Source organism: Paraburkholderia fungorum (genome assembly GCF_046026025.1).
GTDB classification, from domain to species: domain Bacteria; phylum Pseudomonadota; class Gammaproteobacteria; order Burkholderiales; family Burkholderiaceae; genus Paraburkholderia; species Paraburkholderia fungorum_E.
Genome location: NZ_JAQQFL010000082.1, coordinates 1 through 1,884, shown reverse-complemented (window position 1 = coordinate 1,884; position 1,884 = coordinate 1). Strand labels below are relative to the sequence as shown.

General features: G+C 62.0%; 1 protein-coding gene. It reads left to right on the top strand.

Annotated features, from left to right (window positions below; translation table 11 throughout):
* Positions 1-1,884: condensation domain-containing protein (locus tag PQR67_RS38080; RefSeq protein ID WP_408467931.1), on the top strand; the 1,884-nt coding region annotated here is incomplete at both ends.

Genomic DNA, 1,884 nt, shown 5'->3' with positions numbered 1-1,884 from the left:
ACGGGTCGTCCGCAAGACAGCAGCGCCGATTTTGCTTACGCGTTATCGATCAACGCAAAGGTATTCGACAGTGAACTGACGCTCGCCATCAGCTTCAATGCAGCGCGTCACGATGCATCCACCGTCGAGGCATTGCTTGCCCGGTTCGATCGCGAACTCCGCGAACTGATCGCGCATTGCACCAGCGGCGCCGCCGACGTGGGCGGCGTCACACCATCGGATTTCCCGCTTGCCGGACTCGATCAGCAGCAATTGCGGCAGTTGGCATTGCCGGTACCCGCGACGCAAGTCGAGGACCTGTATCCGCTTTCGCCGATGCAGCGCGGCATGCTGTTCCACACCTTGTACGCGCCGGCCGATAGCGCCTATGTGATGCAGTTGTGCGTCGATATCGACGGCCTCGACGTGACACGTTTCAAGGCCGCGTGGCAGGCCGTGACCGAGCGCCACGACATTCTGCGAACGGGTTTTCTGCAGCAAGGCGATGCGTGGTTGCAATGGGTCGCCAAAGCGATCGAATTGCCGTTCGCGCTGCACGATCTGCGTCATCTTGATGACGAAGCGGAGCAAGACGCCGCATTGATAGCGCTCGAGCAGGCTGAACGTGTGCGCGGTTTCGATCTTGCGCGCGCGCCGCTGCATCGTTTGACGCTGGTTCAACGCGGCGACGCAGCCTACCGGATGATCTGGACGCATCATCACGTGCTGCTCGACGGTTGGAGCGTGTCGCAGTTGATGGGCGAGGTATTGCGTCATTACGCGGGTCAGACATGGCCTGCAAATCGTGGCCGGTATCGCGACTATGTACGCTGGCTCCAGCAACGCGACAGCATCGCAAGCGAGACATTCTGGCGCGCGCAGCTTCGCGATTACGACGAACCGAGCCGCATCGCCGCTGCTCTCGTTCACGATGCAATCGATCACGAAACGACACGGGTCCGCCGTTACGACGAACGTGAAATCGAACTGGATGCAGCGACGTCCGCCAGGCTGGCCGCGTTCGCGCGGCAGGACCATGTGACGGTCAATACGCTCGTCCAGGCTGCGTGGGCCGTGCTATTGCAGCGTTATACGTTGCAGGACGCCGTGGTGTTCGGCGCGACGGTTGCGGGTCGCCCTGCCGATCTTCCTGACGCCGGGCAATTGATCGGGCTGTTCATCAATACCTTGCCGGTGATCGCGTCGCCGCGCGCCGGCATGCGTGTCGGCGACTGGTTGCGCGCGATGCAGGCGCAGGCGTTGGCGTCGCGCGAACACGAACACACGCCGCTCAACGAGATTCAGCGTTGGGCCGGCTCGGCGGGTCAGGCGCTGTTCGACAGTCTGATCGTATTCGAAAACTATCCGGTCGATGCCGCATTGAAACAGGCTGCATCCGGCGGTCTATCGTTCGGACCGCTGCTCAATCGCGAGCAAACGAACTACGCACTGACCATTTCGGTGTCGCAAGGGGAGACGTTGCGGTTCAAATACAGCTATGACCAGACGGCGCTGACCGCTGGGGCTGTTGCGGAACTAGCAGATAGATTTGGCGGTTTGCTGCGAGCGTTTTCTGATGATTCGTCACGGTCGTTGGGTGAACTGACGTTGCTGAATGACGACTCATCCGCGCTGCAGCAGCACGTGGGATGCAACACCGATTCATTCGCCGATGCCGCTGCCGTGCACGAGCTGATCGAACGTCAGGCCGCCGCGACGCCGGGGGCGATTGCGCTGGTCTGCGGCGACGAAACCGTGGATTACGCAGCGCTGAATACACGAGCGAATCGCCTGGCGCATCGCCTGATCCGCGAAGGCGTGCGCGGCGACGTGATGGTCGCGGTGGCGCTGGAGCGCTCGGTGGAGATGCTGGTGACGCTGCTGGCGGTGCTGAAGGCGGGCGGG